21 protein-coding genes and 1 tRNA gene are annotated in these 19,534 nt (G+C 52.2%); 11 read left to right on the top strand and 11 right to left on the bottom strand.

Annotation, left to right across the window (positions count from 1 at the left end; translation table 11 throughout):
* Positions 1–14 precede the first annotated feature (14 nt).
* Both L0666_RS13990 and L0666_RS13985 read right to left on the bottom strand, forming a co-directional pair.
* Entirely contained in the window at positions 15–719 is a 705-nt protein-coding gene (locus L0666_RS13990) for a hypothetical protein (protein WP_235262003.1), read from the bottom strand.
* Between the two features lie 111 nt (positions 720–830).
* Positions 831–2,273, bottom strand: a complete 1,443-nt coding sequence (locus tag L0666_RS13985; protein WP_235262002.1) for an NAD(P)-dependent oxidoreductase — start codon at positions 2,271–2,273, stop codon at positions 831–833.
* Positions 2,274–2,487: 214 nt separating this feature from the next.
* Between L0666_RS13985 and L0666_RS13980 the strand changes: the two genes are divergently transcribed.
* Entirely contained in the window at positions 2,488–3,291 is an 804-nt protein-coding gene (locus tag L0666_RS13980) for an undecaprenyl-diphosphate phosphatase (RefSeq protein ID WP_235262001.1), read from the top strand.
* On the opposite strand, the gene L0666_RS13975 is transcribed toward L0666_RS13980, so the two are convergent.
* Positions 3,288–4,265, bottom strand: coding sequence for a complex I NDUFA9 subunit family protein (locus tag L0666_RS13975; RefSeq protein ID WP_235262000.1), 978 nt, complete (start codon positions 4,263–4,265; stop codon positions 3,288–3,290). The two genes, L0666_RS13980 and L0666_RS13975, sit on opposite strands and share 4 nt — an antisense overlap.
* A gap of 190 nt (positions 4,266–4,455) precedes the next feature.
* Here L0666_RS13975 and L0666_RS13970 point away from each other — a divergent pair.
* The 8 genes from L0666_RS13970 to L0666_RS13935 all read left to right on the top strand — a co-directional run bounded on the left by L0666_RS13970 (position 4,456) and on the right by L0666_RS13935 (position 9,284).
* Positions 4,456–4,542, top strand: a tRNA-Leu gene (locus tag L0666_RS13970).
* A gap of 40 nt (positions 4,543–4,582) precedes the next feature.
* Positions 4,583–5,194: a ribonuclease D gene (locus tag L0666_RS13965; RefSeq protein WP_235261999.1), complete on the top strand. Its 612-nt coding sequence runs from the start codon at positions 4,583–4,585 to the stop codon at positions 5,192–5,194.
* Positions 5,194–6,159 (top strand): KpsF/GutQ family sugar-phosphate isomerase, encoded by a 966-nt coding sequence (locus L0666_RS13960; protein ID WP_235261998.1) that lies wholly within the window; start codon positions 5,194–5,196, stop codon positions 6,157–6,159. The genes L0666_RS13965 and L0666_RS13960 overlap by 1 nt, the downstream gene beginning before the upstream one ends.
* Positions 6,160–6,750 (top strand): hypothetical protein, encoded by a 591-nt coding sequence (locus L0666_RS13955; RefSeq protein WP_235261997.1) that lies wholly within the window; start codon positions 6,160–6,162, stop codon positions 6,748–6,750.
* Positions 6,751–6,762: 12 nt separating this feature from the next.
* Positions 6,763–7,248: an LptA/OstA family protein gene (locus tag L0666_RS13950; protein ID WP_235261996.1), complete on the top strand. Its 486-nt coding sequence runs from the start codon at positions 6,763–6,765 to the stop codon at positions 7,246–7,248.
* Entirely contained in the window at positions 7,248–8,000 is a 753-nt protein-coding gene (gene lptB / locus L0666_RS13945) for an LPS export ABC transporter ATP-binding protein (RefSeq protein WP_235261995.1), read from the top strand. Before L0666_RS13950 ends, lptB begins: the two co-directional genes overlap by 1 nt.
* Positions 8,001–8,216: 216 nt before the next feature.
* Positions 8,217–8,792: a ribosome hibernation-promoting factor, HPF/YfiA family gene (gene hpf, locus L0666_RS13940; protein WP_216035835.1), complete on the top strand. Its 576-nt coding sequence runs from the start codon at positions 8,217–8,219 to the stop codon at positions 8,790–8,792.
* A gap of 27 nt (positions 8,793–8,819) precedes the next feature.
* Positions 8,820–9,284, top strand: a complete 465-nt coding sequence (locus L0666_RS13935; protein WP_235261994.1) for a PTS sugar transporter subunit IIA — start codon at positions 8,820–8,822, stop codon at positions 9,282–9,284.
* Here L0666_RS13935 and L0666_RS13930 read toward each other — a convergent pair.
* The 7 genes from L0666_RS13930 to cysQ form a co-directional block, all read right to left on the bottom strand.
* Positions 9,281–10,702, bottom strand: a complete 1,422-nt coding sequence (locus tag L0666_RS13930; RefSeq protein ID WP_235261993.1) for a sulfotransferase family 2 domain-containing protein — start codon at positions 10,700–10,702, stop codon at positions 9,281–9,283. The two genes, L0666_RS13935 and L0666_RS13930, sit on opposite strands and share 4 nt — an antisense overlap.
* Before the next feature lie 3 nt (positions 10,703–10,705).
* A complete protein-coding gene (locus L0666_RS13925) occupies positions 10,706–12,400 on the bottom strand; it encodes a beta-1,6-N-acetylglucosaminyltransferase (RefSeq protein ID WP_235261992.1) in 1,695 nt (564 codons plus the stop codon).
* On the bottom strand, positions 12,397–13,413 hold the full coding sequence (locus L0666_RS13920) for a glycosyltransferase family 2 protein (RefSeq protein WP_235261991.1): 1,017 nt from the start codon (positions 13,411–13,413) through the stop codon (positions 12,397–12,399). The genes L0666_RS13925 and L0666_RS13920 overlap by 4 nt, the downstream gene beginning before the upstream one ends.
* Before the next feature lie 145 nt (positions 13,414–13,558).
* Complete coding sequence (locus L0666_RS13915) at positions 13,559–14,611, bottom strand: glycosyltransferase family 2 protein (RefSeq protein WP_418887991.1); 1,053 nt, start codon at positions 14,609–14,611, stop codon at positions 13,559–13,561.
* A gap of 8 nt (positions 14,612–14,619) precedes the next feature.
* The gene (gene galU / locus L0666_RS13910) at positions 14,620–15,513 is read right to left on the bottom strand and encodes a UTP--glucose-1-phosphate uridylyltransferase GalU (RefSeq protein ID WP_235261990.1); all 894 of its coding nucleotides are present in this window, start codon (positions 15,511–15,513) and stop codon (positions 14,620–14,622) included.
* Positions 15,514–15,634: 121 nt separating this feature from the next.
* Positions 15,635–16,435: a 3-deoxy-manno-octulosonate cytidylyltransferase gene (locus L0666_RS13905; RefSeq protein WP_235261989.1), complete on the bottom strand. Its 801-nt coding sequence runs from the start codon at positions 16,433–16,435 to the stop codon at positions 15,635–15,637.
* Positions 16,435–17,232 carry a 3'(2'),5'-bisphosphate nucleotidase CysQ gene (gene cysQ, locus L0666_RS13900; protein WP_235261988.1) on the bottom strand — a complete coding sequence of 266 codons (798 nt, stop codon included), beginning with the start codon at positions 17,230–17,232 and terminating at the stop codon, positions 16,435–16,437. Before cysQ ends, L0666_RS13905 begins: the two co-directional genes overlap by 1 nt.
* A gap of 157 nt (positions 17,233–17,389) precedes the next feature.
* Between cysQ and L0666_RS13895 the strand changes: the two genes are divergently transcribed.
* Together L0666_RS13895 and L0666_RS13890 are read left to right on the top strand one after the other, a co-directional pair.
* Positions 17,390–18,211 (top strand): ABC transporter permease, encoded by an 822-nt coding sequence (locus L0666_RS13895; RefSeq protein WP_235261987.1) that lies wholly within the window; start codon positions 17,390–17,392, stop codon positions 18,209–18,211.
* Positions 18,208–18,819 (top strand): SH3 domain-containing protein, encoded by a 612-nt coding sequence (locus tag L0666_RS13890; RefSeq protein WP_235261986.1) that lies wholly within the window; start codon positions 18,208–18,210, stop codon positions 18,817–18,819. The genes L0666_RS13895 and L0666_RS13890 overlap by 4 nt, the downstream gene beginning before the upstream one ends.
* Before the next feature lie 45 nt (positions 18,820–18,864).
* Here the strand turns inward: L0666_RS13890 and L0666_RS13885 are convergent, their stop codons facing one another.
* On the bottom strand, positions 18,865–19,500 hold the full coding sequence (locus tag L0666_RS13885) for an alpha-ketoglutarate-dependent dioxygenase AlkB family protein (protein WP_235261985.1): 636 nt from the start codon (positions 19,498–19,500) through the stop codon (positions 18,865–18,867).
* Positions 19,501–19,534: the final 34 nt, after the last annotated feature.

The raw sequence follows: 19,534 nt of genomic DNA, 5'->3' as shown, positions 1-19,534 counted from the left end.
CGGGGTGGCATGTCTTAATTCTGGATGGGGCTTGTCGGCAGGATTGATACATCAAAGGATGACATCTCAACGCCGCAGCCAAATTTTGGATTTGTGGATAGGAAACCGGGTTCATCAGGAAAGATGAATTCGACTGGTGAATCGTCGCTATCAAAACGATCATCAGACGTGATGTAGCTGCTCTCACCCCCGATAAACATGTTCCATTCGTCGCTAACGTATTCACGGCCTTCACTGCGCCAAGCGACGTTGCCAGCGCTGTCATAAGAAGTCAGCGCATACTCCGTACCAAGCAGTGTAACCCCATCAATGACGATGGTTTCGCCGGTCAGTCGGTCCATGCCTTCGTAGCGGCTGTCGCCAATCTCTGCGCTTTCCGTGACGAAATCCCACGTATCAACGCCATTCTCGATCAGCTCAATAATATTCATCGGGTCAGCCGCGTCGCTCAGCCGTTCTGTGTGACCGGACCGCAAATGAAAGCTCTCCAGCCATTCTGCCTGCGCGCTGATACGTCCGATGTAGGACATGCCTTCTTCGTCCAGCGTTGCGCGGCGCTGCTCTCCATTGAGATCCTCTTCGCAGCGGAAATAATGCGACACGGAGCAGCTCTGGGATTGGATCGTTAGATACGCTTCACAACCAGCGGGCATAGAAAACTGCTGCGCGGCTAGTGGGCTGGCAGCGAGAACGGCAATAGTAGTTGCTGTCTTCATCATCTATTTACTCTCCATATCAGCAGTGCTGACCTATCGCTTCTGTGTCGGGTGGATCAGGCCCATACTGGACCCATATCAAACCCATACTCGACCCGTAGGTCGAACTTGGTGCTATTCCGCTGCAACCGATGCGCCTTGGTTGATGTAGTCGAGGATCGCATCCGCCGCGTCACGACCATCTTTGATCGCCCAAACCACAAGGCTCGCACCGCGCACAATATCGCCGGCCGCAAACACACCCTCAAGGCTGGTTTGGCCAGTTGTGAACTCCGCTTTAACGGTGCCCCAACGGGTCACTTCCAATTCAGGAACACCCCATAATGTCGGGATGTCTTCTGGTTCAAAACCAAGCGCCTGAACCACAAGATCGGCGTCTTCAACATAGTCGCTGCCTTCGATCAATTCGGGCATCTGGCGGCCTGACGCATCTGGCGCACCAAGACGCATCTTTTGCACCATGACACCTTCAACTGCGGCGTCATCATTGGTTGTGAAACCCTTAGGTGCTGACAACCAAACAAACTCTACACCTTCTTCTTCGGCGTTCTGTGTTTCCCGCTGGGAACCTGGCATGTTTGCTTTATCGCGACGGTAGAGACATTTCACGCTCTCGGCACCTTGGCGGATCGCTGTGCGTACACAGTCCATCGCCGTGTCGCCGCCACCGATGACGACAACCTTTTTGCCAGCCGCATTCAGCTCGCCGTTGTCGAATTCTTCAACGTCATCACCAAAGCTTTTGCGGTTACTTGCGGTTAGATAATCGATGGCACGAACGATACCGTCAGCTTCGGCATTCGGAGCCTGCAATGCACGGGTCTTGTAAACACCCGTCGCGATTAGAATCGCTTCGTGCTTACCGCGAATAGCGTCGAAGCTGAGGTCTTCGCCAACATTGCAGTTCATCACGAACTCTACGCCGCCATCTTCCAGCTGCGCCATGCGTTGCATGACAATGTCTTTTTCCAGTTTGAAGCCGGGGATACCGTATGTCAGCAAGCCGCCACCGCGGTCATAACGATCATAAACTGTAACCTGTACACCCTGACGACGCAGCGCATCCGCCGCTGCAAGCCCACCAGGGCCTGCACCGATGATCCCAACGCTTTCACCGCGTTCAACACTTGGGCGGATCGGCTTGACCCATCCCTTTTCGAACGCAGTGTCGGTGATGTATTTTTCAACGGAACCGATCGTAACAGTACCGTGGCCTGACTGTTCAATTACGCAGTTGCCTTCGCAAAGACGGTCTTGTGGGCAGATACGACCACAGATTTCCGGGAACGTGTTCGTTGCCTGTGAGATCTCATAGGCTTCTTCCAAACGCCCTTCGGCGGTCATGCGCAACCAGTCAGGGATGTTGTTGTGAAGCGGGCAGTGAGATTGGCAATACGGCACACCACACTGAGAGCAGCGGCTCGCTTGTTCAGCTGCTTTGGCTGTCGCGTATTCTGCGTAAATCTCCGAGAAATCTTCTTTGCGCAGGTTTGGCGGGCGCTTTTCAGGCATATCCCGTTCCACATCGACAAACTTCAGCATCTTTTGACCAGCCACAGGACATTCTCCAAATCGAAAATTCGAACTGCTCTTCTAAAGCGCGACGGCGAGAAAGAAAAGTCAGTATAGTTTACCTAATTGACAATTATTTGCACTGCTAAGCGCGGACTTGTCAACATGTCAGTGTTTTTTAGGTCCGAATCGGCTCTATCTATCCTCTTTCCCCGCGACTCCAGTGATTTACAAAGGCGAAAACGAATCAAAGGTTCTTATGCCACTCCTCACGCTCCTGCTTGTCGCGTTGATCCAAGGAATCACCGAATTCCTACCAGTGTCTTCCTCTGGACACCTTATTCTATTGCCGCAACTGACGGGGATGGAGGACCAAGGTCAGGTCATCGATGTCGCCGTACATGTTGGTACACTTTTCGCCGTGATCCTGTTTTTCTGGCAGGATGTGCGCTTGGCGCTTGCTGGTGTCCCACGTGTTTTGCGCGGCAAGATCGACACCCAAGGTGCACGTTTGGCATTCGGTTTGGCTATCGCTACGATCCCAGTTGTGATTTTCGGTCTGATCTTGAAACTGACGGGCTGGGATGACGCTCTGCGCTCAATAACGGTTATCGGTTGGACGATGCTCATCTTTGGGATTGTGCTTTATTGGGCAGACCAGACAGGTTCAACAGATCTTGAAGCACCGGATTGGACCCCACGCCGCGCGATCATCATGGGACTCTGGCAAGCGGTCTCACTGATTCCGGGCACATCACGATCTGGGATCACGATCACCGCTGCACGCTGGCTTGGCTTCAAAAGAGAAGACGGCGCAAAATTGTCGATGCTGATGTCGATTCCCACCATCATTGCAGCTGGCACATTGGCGAGTGTGGAAGTTGCCGCAACCGCGGACGTTCAAGCCGCCAAAGACGGCGCAATCGCGGCAATCTTATCATTCTTGGCGGCGTTGCTTGCACTTAGCTTAATGATGCGCTTGCTGCGTTCCGTAAGCTTCACGCCTTACGTGATCTATCGCGTGCTTCTTGGAATTGCCTTACTGACGATTGCCTACACTTAAGCTTTAAGGTTCGCAGCGCTCTCTTTTATCGCGTCATACTGACCAGACGGGCGGAACCGCCACAAGTAGTCAGGCAAGATCGCTTCCAGCGCCGTCGGTGTGATTCCCAAGGCGTCAAACCCCTGTGCATCCTCGGACACAACATTATCGATCTTCAAGCTTTCAACCTGATCCGCAGTAATCGGCCCGCGCACAAGGCCCAGCGACAAGAAACGCCCAACCTTAAATCCGAACGCCATGATCTTTGCGATCCCGAATGGAATATTCAAAACCAAACGACGGCGACGCACGACTTTCAACATCTGCCCCATCAGCTCGCGGAAGGTATTCACGTCAGGCCCGCCAAGTTCAAAAACGCCCTGCGCTTGTCCATCGACACCCATGACGGCAGCAGCCGCAACGTCATCGACGTAAACAGTCTGAAACTTTGTCTCCGCTCCGATCACAGGTAAGACCGGACCGAAACGTGACATGCCTGCAAAACGGTTAAAGAACCCATCTTCATGGCCAAACATGATGGAGGGCCTCAAAATCATCGCGTTTGGCATGTTTTGCAGAATTGCAGCTTCGCCTTGTGCTTTGGTACGGCCATACTCGCTTGCGCTGTTCTCATCTGCACCAATGGCCGAGATATGAACCATCGTGCCAACGCCATTTGCAGCCGCAAGGCGCGCAACACGCTCAGCGCCTTCGACGTGAACCGCATCAAATGTATTCTTGCCGATGTTGTCGAGCACACCAACACAGTTCACGACCGCATCGGCACCTGTCATTACAGACGCCACCGAAGCGTCATCGCGGATATTGCAGAAAACCGGCTCAACCTGACCAACCGCACCATAAGGCTTTACGAACATCGCTTCGTTCGGGCTGCGCACTGCGACACGGACACGCCAGCCGTCTTTCGCCAAACGTCGCGCAATATAGCGCCCAAGAAATCCGGATCCGCCGTAAATGGTGACAAGTTTGGACATGCTAATAGTTTCCTGCAGCTAGTGTTGCGCCACATTTACCGCCCTGCCCCTTGATAAACAAGGATCAACTGGACGAGTCTGCCGCTTCATTTTGCTGAAAATACAGATCAAAATCATTCAAGCGGAAATCACGACCCGAATCTCGTTGACAGCCCTACGTCACGGGCTTAAACGCCCCTCTGTTATCTGTGCCCAGATGGCGGAATTGGTAGACGCGCCAGCTTCAGGTGCTGGTGTCTGTATGGACGTGGAGGTTCGAGTCCTCTTCTGGGCACCATTCTCTCCACATCAACGCAAGCGCGTGTTAGAGAGATCGCATGACAAATCACCTTTATCAAAATGATTTACCAGACGGTCTCGATCTTGGTCCAGTTGTCGCGATTGATTGCGAAACCATGGGACTGAATCCCCATCGTGACCGACTTTGTTTGATCCAGATGAGCAGTGGAGACGGCGATTGCCACTTAGTTCAGGTCGCAGCCAATCAAACCCAAGCTCCGAATCTATGTAAAATGCTTGCCAACCCTGATGTGCTGAAGCTGTTCCACTACGGGCGCTTTGATATCGCCGCCATGGCGAATGCCTTTGGCACTGTGGCAGCACCAATCTATTGCACCAAGATTGCCAGCAAGCTTGTGCGCACCTACACGGATCGCCACGGGCTAAGAAACCTGCTTCAGGACCTTTTGCGCGTCGATATTTCCAAATTCCAGCAACAAAGCGATTGGGGCGCTGCCGAGCTCTCAAAAGCCCAGCTTGATTATGCGGCGTCGGATGTATTGTATCTGCACAAACTGAGAGACGAGCTAAACATTCGCCTCGCCCGCGAAAGCCGAACAAAAATGGCGCAAGCCTGCTTTGACTTCCTTCCAATGCGTGCGCAGCTCGATTTAGCGGGCTGGCACGAACAAGACATATTTGCACACTAATGGCACAGTCTAAATTCATCGATACCGCTCGCCGCGTCATCCGCGAGGAAGCAAACGCTCTGAATTCTTTAGCGGATTCTTTGGGAGTATCGCTGTCCGACGCAGTTGATCTGATCCTGAACGCAAAAGGCCGTATCATCATTTCGGGTATCGGCAAGTCCGGCCACATCGCACGAAAAATCGCAGCGACTTTGGCCAGCACAGGGACGCCCGCGCATTTCGTACACCCTGCCGAAGCATCGCATGGCGACCTAGGTATGGTGACACGCGGCGACGTGGTCTTGGCGATCTCCAATTCCGGCGAAGCGCCGGAGCTCGCCAATCTCATCGCCTACACGCAACGGTTCGGGATTCCGCTGATCGGAATCACTAGCCGAGCGGAAAGCTCTCTTGCGACACAATCAGACATTGTACTGCTGATGCCCAAGCTACCAGAAGCATGTGGAACTGGCGTCGTCCCGACGACATCCACAACCATGACACTTGCGTTGGGCGATGCGTTGTCGGTCGCGATCATGCAGCACCGCGCGTTCAGCGCCGACAACTTTCGTGAATTCCACCCTGGCGGCAAACTGGGTGCTCAACTGTCGCGGGTCGGCGACCTTATGCACAAAGGCGATGCTGTTCCATTGGTCGGCGAAGACACTCCAATGAGCGATACATTGCTAACCATCAGCCAAAAAGGGTTCGGTGTGGTTGGCGTATTGGATGACGATGGTTATCTTTCAGGCATCGTGACCGACGGCGATTTGCGTCGGAACATGGCCGGACTTCTGGACCTAACTGCGGGCAAGGTCATGACCAAAGCCCCCCGCACCATTGGCACAGCTGCTTTGGCCGAAGAAGCTGTGAATGTAATGAACACTAGCAACATCACATGTCTGTTTGTCGTCGACCCTGAAGGGTCGAACAGAGTGGCAGGCATATTGCACATTCACGACTGCCTGCGCGCTGGCATTGTGTAGATGGTTAACGACGACAATCTTTATTCCCAATTTGTCGGCATCCTTAAGATAACTTTGCCTTTGGCCGCCCTTGCTTTGATGTCGACGGTGTTCCTCTTTGCCCGTGCGCCCACACAAGACAGTGCGATACCATACGCCGAAATTGAACAGCTCGCCCAAGAACCTCGCCTTTCTGGTGCGCAATTGTCAGGCGTAGCCGACGATGGTTCCGTGATTGAACTTGCGGCAAGAACGACCCGCCCCAACGGTAGCACCATTTCGGCTGAGAACATCGAAGCCGCTATTGAAACGGCAGACGGCACGCATATCGACATTCGTGCCGGCGGTGGCGAGATCGACAACGATGCACGCATCGCACGCCTAACGGGTTTGGCACATCTAGAAACGTCTAATGGCTATGAGATGGAAGCGCTCGGTTTTATCGCTGAACTTTCGACGGGGCGAATTGCATCTGATGGAAACATCGAAGGGCTTGCGCCTTTTGGGTCATTATCTGCGGGCCAACTGATCATCGAAACCCCTGAAGGAAGCACGAGCCAAGTGATGCTTTTCCAAAACGGCGTTCGGCTGATATATACGCCGCAACAATAGGATTCTTTTATCGTGAAATTCATTCAATCAGTTGTAACCTGCGCCGCGCTAATTGTAGCATCGGCTGCCTTTTCTCAAACGAACATCAATCTCGGTGCGGTCAATGCCGACCCGAATGCGCCCGTAGAAATCACGGCGGACAACCTGAGTATTGACCAGACCAGCGGTGAGGCGGTTTTTGCGGGAAACGTAGTCTTGGGCCAAGGCGATTTGCGGCTTTCTGCTGGACAGGTCCAAGTTATCTATAACGACGCTTCAGGCGACATAAGCCGTCTGTCTGCAAGCGGCGGCGTTACCCTAGTAACAGCCTCCGAAGCCGCAGAATCCGCAACTGCAGAATACAACCTTGATGCAGGAACACTGCTCATGTCGGGAGATGTCCTTTTGACGCAAGGTGCCAGCGCAATTTCCGCCGACCGCATGAACATTGATCTTTCGACGGGCGCCGCCCGCATGGAAGGACGCGTTCGCACTATCTTTAACCAAGGCGGCAACTGATGCCTGATTTGACCGTGACAGATGGCTACGTTGGCCTCCAAGTCCGCCACCTGCGCAAAAGCTACGGGAAACGCGTGGTTATTCGCGACGTTAACATGGAGCTTGGCCGGGGTGAGGTTGTCGCCCTGTTGGGCCCGAACGGATCCGGAAAGACCACTTGTTTTTATTCTATCGCTGGCCTTGTGACCCCCGAAGGCGGGCAGGTAATCGTAGACGGCCGAGAAGTAACTACATTGCCAATGTATCGGCGTGCCAAGTTGGGCATCGGTTACTTGCCACAAGAAATGTCCATCTTTCGCGGGCTAAACGTCGAAGACAACATTCTCGCAATTCTTGAGATCTCAGAACCCGACCGCCGCCGCCGCCGCGAACGCCTTGAAGAACTCTTAAGCGAATTCTCAATCGAGCACCTTCGCCGCGCGCCTGCACTGGCATTGTCCGGTGGCGAACGCCGCCGTGCCGAGATCGCGCGATGCCTTGCCGCAGATCCGAAATATGTACTGCTTGATGAACCTTTTGCTGGGGTTGACCCGATTGCTGTCGCTGAGATCCGCGCGCTGACTGCCGACCTCAAGAACCGAGGAATTGGCGTCCTGATCACCGATCACAACGTCCAAGAAACGCTACAAATCGTTGACCGTGCGTATATCCTTCATGATGGACAAATTCTCATGTCTGGAACGGCCGAAGAAGTCGTAAAGGACGAAAATGTACGCCGCGTCTATCTCGGAGATTCATTCCGCGTTTCGTGATCTTCCGATGGAAACCATTGACAGACACCCCCATTTTGTCGCCAACTAACAGAGATGACAGAATCCTTTTCCAGCGCGGTTCGGATCACGCCTTATGGGCGCAGTCAGCACACACGCAAGACGCTGTCATCAATCCTATCTTTTCAGGCGTAAACTGAACAAACCTTAACGGTTTGTGCGCCCGAATTGCATGCGTTGAATAATAAAGGAGATAAGATGCGCTATCAGATCACAGGAAAGCATATTGATATCGGCGAAGCTCTGCAGACACACGTGCAGACTGAACTCGGGGAAGTTGTTGGCAAATATGCTGGCCGCCCAACCGACGCGAATGTCATCTTTTCGAAGAGCGGGCATGAATATGTCTGCGAAACTGTTGTCCATCTTTCTACGGGTTTGACCGCGCAAGCCAAAGGCCATGCTACTGAAATATATGCGGCTTTTGATAGTGCTACCGAAAAAATGGACAAACAACTCAGGCGGTACAAACGACGCCTGAAGGACCACCATAAGGAACGTTCACAACCCGTTGAACTTTCGGACGCAGGGTCGTATATCCTCGCCTCAAATAGCGAGTCGGAAGACAGCGAGCCTGAGGGCGTTACTTCGATGATCGTGGCTGAAATGGAAACGAAGATTCCTGAACTCTCCGTCGGAGAAGCAGTCATGCAAATGGAAATTGCGAACTCGCCAGTCTTGGTCTTTCGAAATGAAGGACATAGCGGTGTCAACGTGGTATACCGCCGCGAAGACGGCAATATCGGTTGGATAGACCCGCGTAACACAGGCTGATTGGGCAAAGCCCGATTTGTATTCATTATGACCATTCAAGGTATCCTTCCTCTCGAAGGCATCAAAGTGATTGCTGCTGCCAGCAGCAAAAAGCGGCTGTTTCACGACATCGGAAACATGGCTGAGTCTTGTTTTGGTCTGAATCACACGATGGTCGTGGATGCATTAGTCGAACGCGAAGGCCTTGGCCCCACTGGTGTGGGCCAAGGTGTCGCCCTACCACACGCGCGCCTGCCCGCTCTGGATCAGGTCTGTGGGTTATTCGTCCGGATCAAGAAGCCGCTCGACTTCGATTCAGTTGATCGCCAACCTGTTGATCTGGCTTTTGCCCTTTTCGCACCTGAAGATGCCGGCGTTGAACACCTGAAAGCACTCGCTCTTGTTTCGCGGACACTTCGTGATGAGAATATCCGCACCAAATTGCGAGCGAACGAAGACCCATCAACGATTTATACAATTCTGACGGAAGCAGTGACAGCGCAGGCCGCTTAAGAAGAATAGGGCCCAAACCCGAAAGCGTCATAATCGCGCTGGTAAACCTCTTGAACAGCAGTCTCGACCTCTGCGTCGTACATTCCGGCTAACTGATCAGAATACCGATCAGTTTCCGCAATCACAGGCATGACTTCTTTCCCGATTTGCGCGGCGAGAATGGCCAGGTCATCTTGCAGACGATCTTCCCTCAACACCAGATCAGGGGTCACAAATTCGGCAAAGCCCTGCAGAGCATTCGCCTGAGTTGCCCAGTGCGAGTCCACACGGATCGCCGTCTGTCCTCCCAAGTTGGACTTCACAAAACGCAAGAAACCCAAGAAAGCGGTCTTATGGTTTGCTGGCGTGTAGGATGCTTGGGAAGCGTCTTCGGGCAACTTCAATTTGAATTGCTTCGACAGGGTCTTTCTGATGCCGACATAGGTCCCTTCACCCGTCTGTAATATCTTACTGCAGAACGCCGCATGAGCGCGTGCAACGGGATGACGAACGACCGTGAAACTGCGGTGACCGATGTGCTGACGTTTCCAGTCACGCAGTGATTTCTGCGTAAACCCACTGATCAGATCATCAGGACTCACATCATCAAGTTCGGCCAACCAGTTAGTGACAGCGTTTTCCGGGCCAGACCGTATCGGTAAGTAAAGTAGCGGCGACATCGAGGCGGAAACGAATGTTGGCACAGACGGTCCACGACGAGGTTCAAAATTTGGGGTGCGATTTAAATTGAATCGATCGAGCCGTGCAAGCGCCTCTCCCATCTCGTCAAAGTTTTCGACCTTGTCAGACATCGGGCTTGGGTTTTGCTTTTTCAGCGACTTATCAAGCGCACTTAACCGAGCGTTCGATCCGAGAAATGCGGCAAGGCCGTTCATTACATCGACATCTTGCAGGTCTTCGTAGTCGACATAGAACGCTGTTTGGCCGGACCGTTGTAATCTTCCCATCAAACGCACCTGAAACGCCTGTATCTTGGCGACATGGTTCTCGAATTCCGGTCCGGAAAATTCGATCGTATCTTCCCGCAACCGCTTCACATCTGTGAGCTTCCATTGACCCGTCGCCTTAGCGATTTTCCAGCTTACGTAGCTTTCGACGGGATTTCGCGTCAGGATGACTTTAGCGCAACGCGGATCATCCAGCATCGTGTCGAACACACGATCATCGTGACTGTTAAAATAGCGATAACCGTTCAGCCCATCCGCAGCCTTAATCCGATCCAACAATTCATTTGGATTCGTGTCCCGATCTTCTTGTGAAACTCCGAGAACTTTGTCGCGATTCGGATAGCCAATAAAGCTCGGGTTAAACACTTCTCCGTGGCAGGTAATCCCTTCGAACGCGTTTATGTTCGCTTCTAAGAAATTGGACCCTGTGCGCATCTCCGCGAAGACAACGAAATAGTCAAACTCAGCCATAACTTATCTAACCAGATAGGGTTTCCGCCGCGATGGACGATCGTTGACAGGTGAGCTTTCGGTCGGAAAGTCCCCCATCAAATAAGGGTGCATTCCTTGGTTCTTTAGGTTCTGCAAGAATTGGCCAAACCCGTTAAGATCCGCCATTTTCGGCGCTTCTGTCACGCGTCGCAAGTTCTTAGCGCCCATTTCATCCAGCACTGTTTGCAGCGCCTCCATTGGTGTCTCAATGAAGTCGGCCAAGGTCCAGATCCTGATTCGGGCTTTCGCCCAAGGGGATCTCAATGCTTCTAGATGTTCACTTTCTATCCGTTGAAGCTCTGCGGCTTCAGCACGAATTTCAGAAAAGTTACGGTTCGACTGGAACAACGGGATCGCCCATGCGCCAGAGATCACACTAATCTGCGCGTTGGGGTCTTTCGCCATATCCCAACTCACAAACTGGCTATCCGCCGGGCCAAATTGAAAACACTGCCGTTCCCCACGCGTGTTCCAAATAAGGTTAATCAAGAACGATTGTGCATGATGGTCACGCAATTTGGCATTGCTCGACATAGCGCCGCTAAACGTCTTTTGCCGCCCTTCAAACTCAACACCAGCCTTGGAATACAAACGTCCGTGGACACGTGTTCCCGTCATCCGCGCAAGCCAAGGTTCAAAATCCTCAAATAGATCGGCAAAGCCTTCGAACACAGAATAGGGCGCCGAAGTGAACCCGTTCTCGTGCCCTGCCCTCGGTAAGCGGCTTTGCATGAACAACCCAGCACGCCCGCGCGTACGGCGTTCAACAGCTTTGGCAAAGATACGATCGATCTTTCCTGGGTTAGGCTCAGCACCCTTGAGCGGATTTTCTTCGTTCAGGAAATTTTCATACAAACGGTCGGCGTCGGGCCAGATTTTTCGCGCAACAAAGCAATCCGACCGACGCAGCAATTGCAGGTGATCATCGTAAAAGATATGCGGCTTACCTTGATAATCGAATTTGGACAGCGTCAGGGACCGGCTTTCGATATTTTGCGAATACAGGCGAACGAGCGTCTGAAAATAGCTTTCGTCAGGAATCCAAACGCGTTTGAAATAGGCGTCGTAAACGCCGCGATCTGGGTCTTCGAGGATTGCCGACAAGGTTTGCCGCGTGAGGCACCACCACTGCGACCCCATATGCGGTACGATGCCGTCAGGCACACGGCGGTACATTTTAAATCGGCGCTGAAATTCTACATACCGATCAAAGAGAAAGCGGTGTTTGCGCCATGAAAACGGGAACCGCAGCGTAAAGCGTTCAAAATCAAGACCGCCTTGCGTCCAAGGCACATCCGCGGTCGTTGCGCTCTCGATAAAGTCGGTACGCGGACGTTTGCCCAAATATTCTTGTAGGTCTTTAATGGGCCTTAGCGGCAAACATGATCCTGATGCCAGATAGACATGCCGCACAGCTGGGAACTTTTCCAGCATCAAACTGGACGCTGATTGCGACGCAGCGACAATTCCCCAAGTTCCCCATTCACAGCGATGGCGTTTGGAAAACAAAACATCGGGCAAGTCCGCAACACTGTTTACGAATTCATCGTAAACGGTGCGATCTACGTTCTTGTCCACATGGATCACAACAGGACACCCCGCCGCTGACCAATGACGGATCACCTGCTCCGCACGTTTCAACGCAGTGTGCACCAACATGACCACACCGACGCTCATGCCCAGTTGCCTTTCGACATGAGTCCCAAAATTTCGAGCTGGCGCCAATTAATGTATTTCTCTGACCATTTGCACCACAGGTCCGGATGCTGTGCGATACCTTCGGCGTAGGCTTTGTACTCTTGAGAACTGGCATAGTGCTGCCCCCGAGATAGCTCTTCGGCCGCTTTTTCCCCAAAAGTGTCTAGGAATTTAGCGTGCAATAGAATACCTGACGCCTTCTCACCGCCCCACTCATCATAAACGAGGTTCAAGCCCCGTGGCAGAACCATGTGAGTCGAACTCACATAGGCGTAATTCTTGTCCCACTTGATCAGCGGGGTCTTATTCAACGCAGGCGCACGCCACGGCTCGTCCTCAAAGAACATCCGAGCGCGCGGGCCGCCTTGAATCCACAGATTGTAGTAAAGATGGTTTTTGGCAAAAGTGTAGTTCCCGCTGTCAAACCATGACGCGATCTCAATCGGGTCTTGGCCTTTTTTATAGGGCACAGCATCCAAGCGGCCTTTGGGGTACATATCCAGTAGCATCGCACCAAAACTACGAATATCGGACGCATCCAACCAATCCGTTAACGCACGAATAGGGCGCGTGTCACAGAACGGGTAAACAAAAAACTCATCTGGATCGACAACAAGTGTCCAATGACCGTCGGCATATTTGCGTTGCAAATAGTTCAACCAATCGACGCCAAACCGAGATCTGCGGTAGCTGCCTTTGGCCGTCCACACGGACACGTCGGGCTGCATGGCGGCATATTCACCACCGCCATCATCGCTTTCATTATCAACCATGATGAAGTGATCGACACCTAAATCACGGTAATATTTGAAAAAATATGGGAGGCGAACGTCTTCGTTGCGGAAGGTTGAAAACAATAAAATATCGCCGCGCTTAATTTGATTGGTGCGGTCCTTGTGAACCGTCAACTCACGACTTTTGCGCCGGGCACGGATATGCCAGCGCTTACGCTGTATGCGTAGCCGATAAGATGTCCAAGCGCCCAAAATCATCCTTCCCGAAGCAGTGGTATTGTGTGCCTATGTTACTAGTGTCTCATGCTTAACACACCATTGAAAATATGGGGAATTATCGCTCATTGTTTCCATTCCTTAAACGACGATGGGAATTTGGCAACTGTTCTAAAGGATAGTTAGCCTAGCTCCACGCCCCGCGTGACATCAATCCCATAGCCTCCAATTGATCTGTCCCCTGATATTTGGTCGACGCTTTTGTCCAAAGGTCCGGATCATCGATTAGGGCGTTGTAGTAAGGTTGATACAGGTTGCTATTCTCGAAATGCTGCCCGCGGGCCAACTCTTCGATGGATTTTTCAGCGATGTTTGGCAGAAACTTGGTGTGAAGTAACACGCCAGACACCCGATCACCCTGTCCGAAGTCGAATACGTCATTCAACCGCCTCGGCAGTAATTGGTGAGTGGAGGTGACATAGGCGTACCTTCGGCGCCATTTCACCAGAGGTGTCTTGTTCAATGTCGGGGACCTCTCCGGTTGACTACTAAAGAATACACGGTCCCTAACGCCCCCCTGAATCCACAGGTTCCCAAAGACCGGATGAATTCTTGCGCGGTAATTGCCCGCATCGAACCAAGGAAGCACTTGAATGGGATCTTGTCCTTCTTCGAACTTCACCTGTCCCAAAGGACCCTTGGGGTACATATCAAGCATAAGGGCACCAAAAGAGTCGCGCCCTGTTACGTCTAGATGGCTTGTCAGCGCATTTAGATCGCGCGTTGTACTGTCTGGGTAGACAAGCAATTCGTCTGCATCGACCGTCAAGCACCAGCGCCCAGCGCCAAATTTGATCTGCAAGCAGGTCAGCCAATCGACGCCAAATCGCGATGCTTTGTAGCTGTCAGATGTGCACCAAACCGACACATCCGGTTGCTGGGCTAAAAACTCCGTCGTGCCGTCGTCACTGTCGTTGTCCACAATAAGAAAATGCGCGACGCCTAACTTTCGATAGTGCGACAGCCAATGGTCCACCCGCAGCATTTCATTCCGTATTGTGGAAAACACCAAAACACCATCACGTGGTATTTCACCGCCCGCGATCAACGACAATTCTCGTCGACGCCTCCATGCCCTCCACAAAAGCCGCCGCCGTTTCCAACGCATTCGATACGCAAAGATTGCAGCAGATGCCCCCGCCATCGATCCAGAAACACCGGTGGCGTCAAATGGGAACATACGGTCTTTTACTGCGCTGCCTGCCGCATGGACATCAATTCGTTAAGGTAACCACCAAACTCTTCTTTGAGTTCCTCGCGAGCAAGACCGAAAGCAACCGTTGCTTGTAAGAAGCCTGCTTTGGAGCCGCAGTCAAAACGTTGTCCCCTGAAACGGAACCCGAATACGTCGCGATCATTTTGCAGTTCGGCATCGATGGCATCAGTCAATTGAACTTCCCCGCCGGAGCCGGTCTTCATCTTGTTAAGGTTCTGCATGATCTTTGGCGACAGAATGTAGCGTCCGATAACAGCAAGGTTTGAAGGAGCCTCTTCTGGTTTTGGCTTTTCGACCAAACCTTTCACGGACACCATGGACCCGAAATCTTCTTTAATATCGATGACACCATAAGATGACGCTTTGTCCGCAGGCACTTCCATCGCGGCAACCATGCTACCGCCGGTTTCTTCGTAAGCTTCGACCATCTGTTGAAGGCAAGGCTTTTCTGCCGCGATAACGTCATCAGGCAAGATAACCGCAAAAGGTTCATTGTGCACCAAGCGTCGGGCACACCATACCGCATGACCCAGACCAAGTGCACGTTGCTGTCGAATATAAGCAATCGCACCGCTGTCCATGTTTGTAGATTTCAAGACATCCAAAAGCTCGGTTTTATCTTTCTTGCGCAGCTCACTTTCTAGGTGAGGCGCCATGTCGAAATAATCTTCGAGGGCCGATTTTCCGCGGGACGTTACAAAGATAAACTCTTTGATCCCAGCCGCGCGAGCCTCGTCAATCGCATATTGGATCAACGGGCGATCCACGAGCGTCATAATTTCCTTTGGAACAGACTTTGTCGCAGGAAGGAATCGTGTGCCCAAGCCAGCTACCGGAAAAATTGCTTTCGTTACTCGTCTTTTCATATCGAATCCATCATTTCCCCTCAAACCGAGGCTTAAACTTTATGCACACATTAACATCAAAAAACATGTCAACAAAGTGAACAAACCCTGACTTTACGGGGGGAATGTTTGGAAAGAATCATCAAGAATGCCCCATCTCGGTCAACATCGCCTCAATCTTAGGCACATCTTGAGGATTATTTAGCTCCCAAAATTGTCGTCCTCGGGCTTCGACTTCGACACACAACATGTGTGCGCCTCTCTCAAGGAATCGTAGCTGCTCGAGACCCTCTAAATGTTCCAATGGGCCTGACGCCCAACGTGGATAAGCGGCTAATGCCGATGGGCGATACGCGTAGACTCCAACGTGATGAAAAACGGGGGTTTCGTCATTGTCTTCATAGGTCTTCCCCGTAAATGGAATGACTTCTTTCGAGAAGAAAAGCGCATTGTGATCAGCGCCGAATACCGCTGTCGTACCGCCAACGCGGCCCTGACGACGGTCTTCCAGCAAGCCATTCAAAGCGCGCCCATCACACCGCAAAACAGGTGTAGCCACCTCTGCGACCGGATCCGCGGCAAGGCCTGCAATCAAGTCTTCGATAAACCAAGCAGGCGTTAGTGGCGCATCACCCTGTAGATTAACAACAATCTCATAGCCGCCACCAAGTGTGTCCAACGCCTCGGCGCAACGTTCAGTACCGTTCTGGCACTCTGTCGACGTCATCACTACTTCAGCGCCAAATCCTTCGGCCGCAACTTTGATCCTTTCATCATCAGTGGCCACCACGACTCGGTCAACGCCTTTGACGTCCATAGCGGCTTCCCACGATCGGCGGATAAGGCTTTTGCTATCCCCGGTTGCGCCACGCAATTCAACAAGTGGCTTCCCTGGGTATCTAGTCGATGCGAACCGAGCCGGGATAACAACCAGAACAGCCACTATGGCAACTTCAACTCAACGCCAGGCGCATAGGCAATAAAGAACGGATTAGCGAAATCCTCTTTGCCGTAAGTCAGCGGCGTGTGGTCATCAAACCGCACAACGTGACCACCAGCCCCAGTCAAAACTGCATGACCAGCAGCCGTATCCCACTCCATAGTGCGACCTACGCGCGGATAAATGTCGGCCTCTCCGGTGGCAACAAGGCAGAACTTAAGGGACGATCCTGCGCTCTTCATGTCGTTCACGGAGTACTTGTTGATGTAGTCATCAGTCGCCTGATCACGGTGCGACTTCGACGCAACGACCATCAAGCCTTTGTTGTCAGGCTCACTGACGGAAATTGGAACAGTTGTGCCAATAGAATCCTTTGCCATTTCACCGACTTCTTCAACAGATTCGCCTGCCGCATTGGTATAAAAGAGCCGACCTTTGGCCGGTGCGTACACAACACCACTACGAGGCGTACCATCTTCGACATACGCAATATTCACAGTAAAATCACCGCGACGGTGAATGAACTCTTTCGTACCATCGAGCGGATCGACAATCAGGAATGTGTTTGCATCGACAGTGTGGCTGTCGGACTGCTCTTCGGTAACCAAAACAACATCAGGGAATGCCGCGCGCAACCCAGCGGAAATATGTGCGTCAGCGGCTTCGTCAGCGGCCGTAACAGGGCTGTCGTCACTTTTGGACTTCACATCAAAATCATCAGATTCATAAATTTCCATAATGATGTCGCCTGCTTCCAACGAAAGACGTCGCATCACTTCGGTTAATTTACTAAAGTCCATCACACTGTTCCTCTAAAAATGGGCTTCACGGGTGTTTTAATTGATCCGTGGGAATAGGACCCTTATGCTGTGATGCTAAAGGATCGGCAAGATTAACGTGTCAAATAGCCGCCACCACTAATTGAGCAGACTCCAACCCATCACAAACAGGCACCCCATGTTTGAAGCAAGACGCCAGACCACACATTCGCGCACCGCATTCAACATGCTGGGTTTGATCTACCACTCAATCGTTCGCGAAGTTCGTAAAGATCATCGAAATGCGGTTGTTGGCCTCCTGATGAACATGATGCAGACCATCGTGTTCGTTACTGCCTTTTATTTCATGTTCACTGTTCTAGGGCTGAAAGGCACAGCAATCCGTGGTGACTTCCTTCTCTATATCATGTCAGGAATCTTCCTGTTCCTAACCCATACGAAAGCTATGGCTGCGGTCCTAAAGGCCGAAGGCCCGGCATCAGCCATGATGAAGCACGCACCGATGAATACGATCGTTGCTATTTCGTCCTCAGCCCTTGCCTCTTTGTACATTCAGCTGCTGTCGATGTCCGTGGTCCTTTACCTTTATCACGTTATCTTCGGCCCTATTACCATCCATGATCCCATTGGTGCTTTTGGTATGGTCCTTTTGGCTTGGTTCTCTGGGGTGGCTGTCGGCATTATCTTCTCGTCGCTCAAACCATGGTTTCCAGGCTTCACGTCCATCGCGTCTTCGATTTATGCCCGCGCCAATATGATCGCGTCTGGAAAAATGTTTGTAGCAAACACGATGCCAGGTTTCATGTTGGCCATGTTTGATTGGAACCCGTTGTTCCACGCCATCGATCAGGCACGCGGGTTTGCTTTCATTAATTACAATCCTCACTACAGTTCGATCAGTTACCCGATGAAAGTCAGCATTGTGTTGATCATGGTTGGACTCATGCTGGAGTTTTATACCCGCAAGAATGCTTCTGTAAGTTGGAACGCCGCACGATGATCCGCTTCCTCTTTCTTCTGTTCGCCTTGATAGGCACCACACCTTCTTTTGCAGAGACATTTCCTGCGCTCTATGACGTCACGGGAGTGGCCAGCGACGACACCCTCAATGTTCGAACGGAACCTTCAACTGACGGAGAAATCCTTGGGCTTTTTGCGCCGCATCAAACCGGAATCGAGGTCATCCGACTATCCGAGGATCGCCGCTGGGCCCAGGTCAACGTCAACGGAATGGCAGGCTGGGCATCAACCCAGTTCCTAACCCTCTCGCAAGATTACAGTTACCTCCCCACAGCCCATCTCAACTGTTTCGGAACCGAACCCTTTTGGTCCCTCGACAAACCGGCAACCGGCAATATGACATCTTCTATCTTGGGTGATCGGTTTGAAACTTGGCAACCGAGTCTCTCCGCAAGGTCCGCTAACATGCAGGATCGGTTCTCAGTCATCGGATCTTGGGGCGAAGACGTAATGGTACTTAGGCTTGAGCGCGAGATCTGCACTGACGGCATGTCCGACCAATTATTCAGTATTTCGGCTGATTTCATTCGGCTGAACGCCGAAGATTTAGGCCACCTATCGGGCTGCTGTACTATCCAAGCGGACTAAGGGAAACAAATCGCCCCCTAACCGCGCGAGAACCGCGGCACTTGCTCAAGTCACCACCCGCAACGTCAGATTGATCCGACCCCCGCCCTCCAGCAACGTCGAAGACCCCTCCCGTGTCTTGTCGACGCCATGATAAACCAATCGCGCATCGCCACCCATCGCGACCACATCCCCCGACTTAAGCCAGATCGACTCGGTCTTGCCGCCACGCGTTAGATTTCCGATGCGGAACAACCCCTCGTCCCCTAACGAAATGGAAACCACTGGATATGAAAAATTCGTTTCATCGCGATCTTGATGCAGCCCCATCTTTGCGGCCTCACGATACAGGTTCACCAAGCAACATTCTGGGGCGCGGTCCGAATCTGAAACGTCATCCCAAACACTTAGGATCGAATCTGGTATGACGGGCCACGGCGTGCCCTTTGGATGCGTTTCGGAATAACGATAGCCAGATCGGTCCGACACCCAACCAAATCGTCCAGCGCTTGTCATCTGCACCGTCATCGGCCTTCCGTAAGGCGTCATTGGGGAAAACAACGGAGCCTTGGCCACGACCTTTCGAATATCCTCAACAATTGCGTCCTGCGCAGGCCGATCGAGTAGTCCTTGCCAGACTCGAACGCCCCTTATCTCCATCGTCGGACGTAACTTAACCATTTCATCACCATTTTTGCGCATTCAGCGCCCTGTCACCGCTTGCAGGGCATGTTTT

It is taken from the genome of Octadecabacter algicola, assembly GCF_021532625.1.
GTDB lineage: Bacteria > Pseudomonadota > Alphaproteobacteria > Rhodobacterales > Rhodobacteraceae > Octadecabacter > Octadecabacter algicola.
Note: the sequence above shows the minus strand (reverse complement) of the source record. Positions and strands in the feature narration are given on the sequence as shown.

Coding starts and splice junctions, on each gene's coding strand:
- L0666_RS13990 (WP_235262003.1), bottom strand. CDS start 719: ATGATGAAGACAGCAACTACTATTGCCGTTCTCGCTGCCAGCCCACTA.
- L0666_RS13980 (WP_235262001.1), top strand. CDS start 2,488: ATGCCACTCCTCACGCTCCTGCTTGTCGCGTTGATCCAAGGAATCACC.
- L0666_RS13975 (WP_235262000.1), bottom strand. CDS start 4,265: ATGTCCAAACTTGTCACCATTTACGGCGGATCCGGATTTCTTGGGCGC.
- L0666_RS13965 (WP_235261999.1), top strand. CDS start 4,583: ATGACAAATCACCTTTATCAAAATGATTTACCAGACGGTCTCGATCTT.
- L0666_RS13960 (WP_235261998.1), top strand. CDS start 5,194: ATGGCACAGTCTAAATTCATCGATACCGCTCGCCGCGTCATCCGCGAG.
- L0666_RS13955 (WP_235261997.1), top strand. CDS start 6,160: ATGGTTAACGACGACAATCTTTATTCCCAATTTGTCGGCATCCTTAAG.
- lptB (WP_235261995.1), top strand. CDS start 7,248: ATGCCTGATTTGACCGTGACAGATGGCTACGTTGGCCTCCAAGTCCGC.
- hpf (WP_216035835.1), top strand. CDS start 8,217: ATGCGCTATCAGATCACAGGAAAGCATATTGATATCGGCGAAGCTCTG.
- L0666_RS13935 (WP_235261994.1), top strand. CDS start 8,820: ATGACCATTCAAGGTATCCTTCCTCTCGAAGGCATCAAAGTGATTGCT.
- L0666_RS13930 (WP_235261993.1), bottom strand. CDS start 10,702: ATGGCTGAGTTTGACTATTTCGTTGTCTTCGCGGAGATGCGCACAGGG.
- L0666_RS13925 (WP_235261992.1), bottom strand. CDS start 12,400: ATGAGCGTCGGTGTGGTCATGTTGGTGCACACTGCGTTGAAACGTGCG.
- L0666_RS13920 (WP_235261991.1), bottom strand. CDS start 13,413: ATGATTTTGGGCGCTTGGACATCTTATCGGCTACGCATACAGCGTAAG.
- L0666_RS13915 (WP_418887991.1), bottom strand. CDS start 14,611: ATGTTCCCATTTGACGCCACCGGTGTTTCTGGATCGATGGCGGGGGCA.
- galU (WP_235261990.1), bottom strand. CDS start 15,513: ATGAAAAGACGAGTAACGAAAGCAATTTTTCCGGTAGCTGGCTTGGGC.
- cysQ (WP_235261988.1), bottom strand. CDS start 17,232: ATGGACTTTAGTAAATTAACCGAAGTGATGCGACGTCTTTCGTTGGAA.
- L0666_RS13895 (WP_235261987.1), top strand. CDS start 17,390: ATGTTTGAAGCAAGACGCCAGACCACACATTCGCGCACCGCATTCAAC.
- L0666_RS13890 (WP_235261986.1), top strand. CDS start 18,208: ATGATCCGCTTCCTCTTTCTTCTGTTCGCCTTGATAGGCACCACACCT.
- L0666_RS13885 (WP_235261985.1), bottom strand. CDS start 19,500: ATGCGCAAAAATGGTGATGAAATGGTTAAGTTACGTCCGACGATGGAG.